Below are 5,255 nucleotides of genomic sequence, written 5' to 3'. Positions count from 1 at the left end.
TTCCCGACGCACGAAGCCGGTGCCCCCAGCGGAGGGACGACGTCCTGGGGAATTACGTGAAGTTAGCCGCGGGGAATTACGTGACCGTCGACACGTGGTGAACGGCCGGTTCGACGCGACGGCGATCGCATGTCGTTCCTCGCGCTCGGTGAAGATCTGGAACAGGAGCTCCGCGCCGTGGCGGTCGAGCTTGACGTAGCCGAGCTCGTCGATCTATGCGGATATCCACATAGATTGACCTATGCCGAGCCCGCGACTATGCCGAGGCACGGGTTCGTGAGCCCGGACGCCAGGGCCTGACGAGCCCCGAGTCTCGGCATAGTTGGCGGCTCACAAGCGGTCGAGGAACGCGAGGACCTTGTCGGTGGGCTGGTAGCGGCCCGGCCGGGCAGTCGTCGCCGCGGTGCGGGCGAGGGCCCCTCCTTGATGGACATGTCGGCGTGGACGTAGGCGTCGGTGGAGCGGACGCCGGCGTGGCCGAGCCAGAGCGCGATGACCGTGGTGTCAACTCCGGCCTGCAACAGCGACATAGCGCAACTGTGGCGTAGGACGTGCGGGTGGACGCGCTTGCCGAGGAGCGTCGGGCAGGCTTCCGCGGCGGTCCGGATGTGGACGCTCAGGCGCTGGGCGACGGCGTCACGGGTAAGGCGACGTCCGGTTCGAGTGCAGAACAGTGGGCCACCGCCCTTCCCGGAGCGTTCGTCAAGCCAGGACCGCAGCAGTTCCTGGACACCGCGGTCGAGCGGGACGGCACGGTGCTTGCGGCCCTTGCCCTCGCAGCGGACGGCGGCGCCCTCTCCGAGGGTGATGTCGCCGCGGTCCAGGCCGGTGAGTTCGGAGACCCGCAGACCGGTCTTGACGGCCAGGGCGAGCATGGCCTTGTCCCGCCGTCCCTCCCAGCGCCGGGTGTCCGGTGCCGCAAGCAGTGCGTCGACCTCGACGCCGGTCAGGAAGGTCACGCTCCTCTTGTCGTATCGCTTGGGCGGGATGTCCAGGACGCGCTGGATGAGGAGGGCGTGCTCGGGGTGCTGGAGAGCCGCGTAGGAGAACAGGGAGCGGATCGCGGTCAGCCGGACGTTGCGGGTGCGTGCGCTGTTGCCGCGTTCGACCTCCAGATGGTTGAGGAACGCGGAGATGACATCCGAGTCCAGGTCGCACCAGTCCAGCTTCTCCGGGGCGGTGCCCGTGCGGCGCTGGACGAAGCCGAGGAGAAGGCGGAGCGTGTCGCGGTAGGCGGCGACGGTGCGGGGGCTGGCCTGGCGCTGGCGGACCAGCCGGTCGATGAAGAACGACTGCAGGGTGGGACCGATCGAGGTCATGGCCGTGCTGCCTTTCCGACGCCTTCTCGGCGGGCCGCCGCCAGCGCCAGCAGCTCCGGTGCCGCTGACAGGTACCAGTAGGTGGAGGATGGTTCCCGGTGCCCGAGATAGGTGGACAGCGACGGGATCTTCGCCTGGACGTCGGCGCCGGTTCGATACCAGGTCAGCAGGGCGCGAACGGCGAAGGAATGCCGAAAGTCGTGCAGCCGGGGCGGGTTGGGCGCGTCGGTGCCGACGTCGGCGCTGGTCACCAACCGCCGGAACGTCGGGGCGACGACCGCGTAGATCAGGCGGCGGCGGGTGCGCGAGACGAAGAACGACGGATCCTCGGGACGCGGCGCGATCCGGTTCCGCGAAACGTCGTACTCCCGCAGCGCGTCGACGCCGCTCGGTTCCAGGGGGACCAGGCGGGACTTGCCGAACTTGGTCTCCCGGATCCGCAGCACGCCCTCGGCCCAGTCGATGTCGTCGTGGTCGAGGTTGATCGCTTCCCCGACCCGCAGTCCCGTGGCGGCCAGCAAGCCGATCAGAGTCCGGTAGGTGGCCGCGCGCAACGGCGGGCCGATCCCGTCGGCCGCTGTCATGACCGCGATGACGTCGGCATCGGAGTAGATGAACGGCTGCCGCCAGCGTTGCCGGTGCGGCACCGGGCCGAGCGGCGGGATCTCGGTCGCCGGGTCGACGCCGCTGAGATAGCGGGCGAAGCCGCGGACCGCGGTGATCCGGCGCGGGCTCACGGTCGTCACCACCTCGTTCTCGCGCTTCCTCACCCAGGCGAGCGCGGCGGTGACGGTCACGGTGGTCTGCCCGCGTTCTTCCAGGAAGGCGATGAAGTCCGGCAGCAGCCATGCGGCCTCGGCCATCTTGTGCCCGAGGGACCGGCGGAGCCGCAGGTAGTCGTCCAGTGCCTGCCGCAGTTCGGTCACGCCGCCTCCGTCCCGGGCCAGGGCCGCGCGACGGCGCGGAGCGCGGTGAAATCGACCTTCGTGTAGAGGGCTGTCGTGGCCAGGTCCTGGTGGCGAAGCACCTGGCCGATCGCCATCAGCCCCGAGCCCTGCCGCAGCATCTCCCCGGCCAGCGCGTGCCGCAGCCGGTGCGGGCCGACTCTGGGCAGGCAGGCGCGCTCGACGACGTCGCCCACCAGGTCCGCGCGGATCGGTGCGCACGGAGCCCGGCCGGTCAGGAACACCTGGCGCGATGCCGCTTGGGGCCGGGTCCCGGTGAGGTAGGTGGCCAGGGCCTCGCCGACGTCGGTGGGCAGCGGGAGACGGTCCTCGCGGCGGCCTTTGCCCCGCACGGCGATCTCGCCCGCGCGCCAGTCCACATCGTCCAGCCGCAGCCGAGCCACCTCCACCGAGCGCAGCCCCAGCCGCGCCACCAGCATCAGGATCGCGAAGTCACGGACGAAGATGCCGCCCTCGCGGGGGCAGTGGTCCAGGATGCGCTGGACATCGGCCGCGGACATCAGTGGCGGGATCCCGGCCAGGCGCCAGCCGCCCACCGGCGGCACCGCCGCGTCCAGTCGCAGCGGAATCGCACCTCGCAGGTGCAGGAACCGCATCAGGGAACGCAGTTCCGCCACCCGCTGCTTCGCCGAGCCGGCCGAGACGCGCGCGCACTCGCGCAGCAGGAACGCGTTCAGGTCCTGGCCTGTCAGAGCGCCGGGGGCGAGCACGCCCCCGGGCATGGCCTGCTCGGCCAGGAAGCGGCGGGCGGTGTTGCGGCAGCGCAGCCTCGTCGCCGCCGCCAGGCCACGCTCCCGTTCCATCCACAAGTCGTACTGACGGATCAGGGTGTTCAGCTCGGACGGTTCTTCTCCCGGTGTCGGCGTGAGCGATGCCCCGCGAAGATAGGCCAGCATGGGCCGCATCCCGCGCGGCCCGGGTAGCCGGCGCCGCCCCGCCGCCTGCAAGTCCGAAGTGAACCGGTCCAGCAGTTCCTCGCTCACGTCGGCCGCCGACAGGCCAAGTCCGGCCAGCCACACCCCGACCTGCCCGAAGTCCTTGAGCATGTTCCGCACCGTCAGCTGCGTATAGCCGCGCTCCGCGAGCCAGGACCGATAGTCCTCGACCTGAGCGGTCAGGACCCCCGCCTTCCGGCGCGTACTTCCGAACGGCATAGCCACCTCCCTCGCGGGGGCAGCCTGCCCCCGCGCTCACGAGGCTGCCCGGCACGGAAACTATGCAGAGCCGCACACAGCCGAAACCCCACTAAGGAGCGGAACAACACGCACGGCTTCCGCATAGTCGCGGGATCGGCATAGGTCGATCTATGCGGATATCCACATAGATCGACGAACTCGGCTACCTTCCGATGCCCGAGGACGGCGCCTCGGCATTGTTCCAGGTGATCAACCAGAGGTATCTGAAGTCGAGCACGATCCTGAGCACCAATGTCGGCATCGCCGACTGGGCCTCGGCCTTCGGGGATGCGACCGTCGCCGCCGCGATGCTGGACCGGCTCCTGCACCGGGCCACCGTGGTCGGTATCGACGGCCCCTCCTACCGGCTCCGCCACCACCAAAACCACGCTGAGGCCCTTCGACAGGGAGTGAACGCCCGTGTCTCGTGAACTCGACAACGTCTACGACGAGTTGGAGCGGAGCTGCCCCGAGTGCGGGACCGGCTTCACGGTCACCTCCGCGGCCAGCCGGCGCAAGTACTGCTCGCCGACCTGCCGGGAACGGGGATGCGCGCATCTGCCCAAGCAGCGACTCTGCCCGCAGTGCGGCGAGGAGTTCACCACCGACCTGAGCCGCAAGCGGAGGTTCTGCTCGGCCGAGTGCCGCACCGCATCGCGCCGCAGTGAGGCTCATATGGAGACCCGGACCTGCCCGGTCTGCGACAACCCCTTCCAGGCTGGGAAGACCGTCCGCACCGTCTACTGCTCGATGGTCTGCCGTCGCGAAGCCGAGCACCGCCGCGACCAGGCCCTGGACGAGGAACGCGCCCGTCGGCTCGGCCAGGCGCCACCATCCGCGCCACCGGCCCGGTCCCAGCTCCCCCCGCCGCCACCGGCTCGTCCCGCCTCTCGGCAACCCGCCGCAGCCCGCGACCCGTTGGAGCCGACCGCGACCCGCGACTGCCCGCACTGCCAGCAACCGATCACCATCGTCGCCCTGTTGGCCACCCCCGAAGCCGCGCGGCCGACGATGCCGCACCTGCGCACCGATGTCGTCCCGCTGCGGAGGACCCCATGACCGACCTGACCGTGCTCAACGAGGTCGACGCACTGGTCATCCGCAGCCACAGCGACGGCATCACCGACATCACGGCCGCCGCGCTGATCCAGCAGCACGGCAGGTTCCTGCTGATCCACGCCGGTCGCCCGGACCTGAGCGCAACACAAGCCTGGCGGCTTCCGTCCGGCCCGGTGCTGCCCGGGGAGACCGTCCCCGACGGCCTGCACCGCATCCTGGCGCAGCACTTCGGCTACTCCGACGTTAAGATCACCGGCTTCCTCGGCACCATCGACACCGACGACTCCGGCACGCGCACCTTCGTCTTCGCCATCAACGCCAGCCAGCCGGACAGCATCTGCCGCGACGGCGACCTCCCCCACCGCTGGATCGACAACATCACCGTCAGCGACCTGATCCCCGGAATCAACCCCGTCCTCCACACCTACTACGCGGCCGACTCAAGCTGACCCTCACCGATCACGAGGGCCCGGCGACCTGACGGTCGCCGGGCCCTCCGCACATCGCTGGGTCGCTCCCCAACATCCCCACTTCGTTGAGCAGCGAAGAATTTGAGGCAACCAGCGCCTCTGGCCGTTTTCGACCATTCTCATCACCCGCCACAACAAGATCACCGAACACCTGCGGGAAGCCGGCCTCGGCGCCCTGGCCGACCTCGGCTTCGTCGGCCTCGACGACAAACCCGACGACGACCCGGTGATCATCACCGGCCGCAAGGCCACCCGCAACCACCAGCT

8 protein-coding genes are annotated in these 5,255 nt (G+C 69.9%); 3 read left to right on the top strand and 5 right to left on the bottom strand.

What is annotated here, in order from left to right:
- From ACWEKM_RS45675 to ACWEKM_RS45660, 4 genes are all read right to left on the bottom strand, one after another.
- Positions 1-213 (bottom strand): ATP-binding protein (locus ACWEKM_RS45675; protein ID WP_451627222.1); only part of this gene is annotated, 213 nt, incomplete at its 3' end.
- Positions 214-239: 26 nt separating this feature from the next.
- Entirely contained in the window at positions 240-1,319 is a 1,080-nt protein-coding gene (locus ACWEKM_RS45670) for a tyrosine-type recombinase/integrase (protein ID WP_451627220.1), read from the bottom strand.
- The gene (locus tag ACWEKM_RS45665) at positions 1,316-2,245 is read right to left on the bottom strand and encodes a tyrosine-type recombinase/integrase (protein WP_451627219.1); all 930 of its coding nucleotides are present in this window, start codon (positions 2,243-2,245) and stop codon (positions 1,316-1,318) included. Before ACWEKM_RS45665 ends, ACWEKM_RS45670 begins: the two co-directional genes overlap by 4 nt.
- Complete coding sequence (locus ACWEKM_RS45660) at positions 2,242-3,438, bottom strand: tyrosine-type recombinase/integrase (protein WP_451627218.1); 1,197 nt, start codon at positions 3,436-3,438, stop codon at positions 2,242-2,244. The genes ACWEKM_RS45665 and ACWEKM_RS45660 overlap by 4 nt, the downstream gene beginning before the upstream one ends.
- Positions 3,439-3,608: 170 nt before the next feature.
- Here ACWEKM_RS45660 and ACWEKM_RS45655 point away from each other — a divergent pair, with 170 nt between their 5' ends.
- From ACWEKM_RS45655 to ACWEKM_RS45645, 3 genes are read left to right on the top strand one after another with little or no spacing between them, the layout of a single operon-like run.
- Positions 3,609-3,890 (top strand): ATP-binding protein, encoded by a 282-nt coding sequence (locus tag ACWEKM_RS45655; RefSeq protein WP_451627221.1) that lies wholly within the window; start codon positions 3,609-3,611, stop codon positions 3,888-3,890.
- On the top strand, positions 3,880-4,518 hold the full coding sequence (locus ACWEKM_RS45650) for a hypothetical protein (RefSeq protein WP_451627217.1): 639 nt from the start codon (positions 3,880-3,882) through the stop codon (positions 4,516-4,518). Before ACWEKM_RS45655 ends, ACWEKM_RS45650 begins: the two co-directional genes overlap by 11 nt.
- Positions 4,515-4,967, top strand: coding sequence for an NUDIX hydrolase (locus ACWEKM_RS45645; protein WP_451627216.1), 453 nt, complete (start codon positions 4,515-4,517; stop codon positions 4,965-4,967). Before ACWEKM_RS45650 ends, ACWEKM_RS45645 begins: the two co-directional genes overlap by 4 nt.
- Before the next feature lie 10 nt (positions 4,968-4,977).
- Here ACWEKM_RS45645 and ACWEKM_RS45640 read toward each other — a convergent pair.
- A partial coding sequence (locus ACWEKM_RS45640) for a hypothetical protein (protein WP_451627215.1) occupies positions 4,978-5,255 on the bottom strand: 278 nt, incomplete at its 5' end.

The organism is Streptomyces sp. NPDC004752 (genome assembly GCF_053601275.1).
The sequence above is the reverse complement of the archived record's forward strand: the minus strand, read 5'-3'. Positions and strand labels throughout refer to the sequence as shown.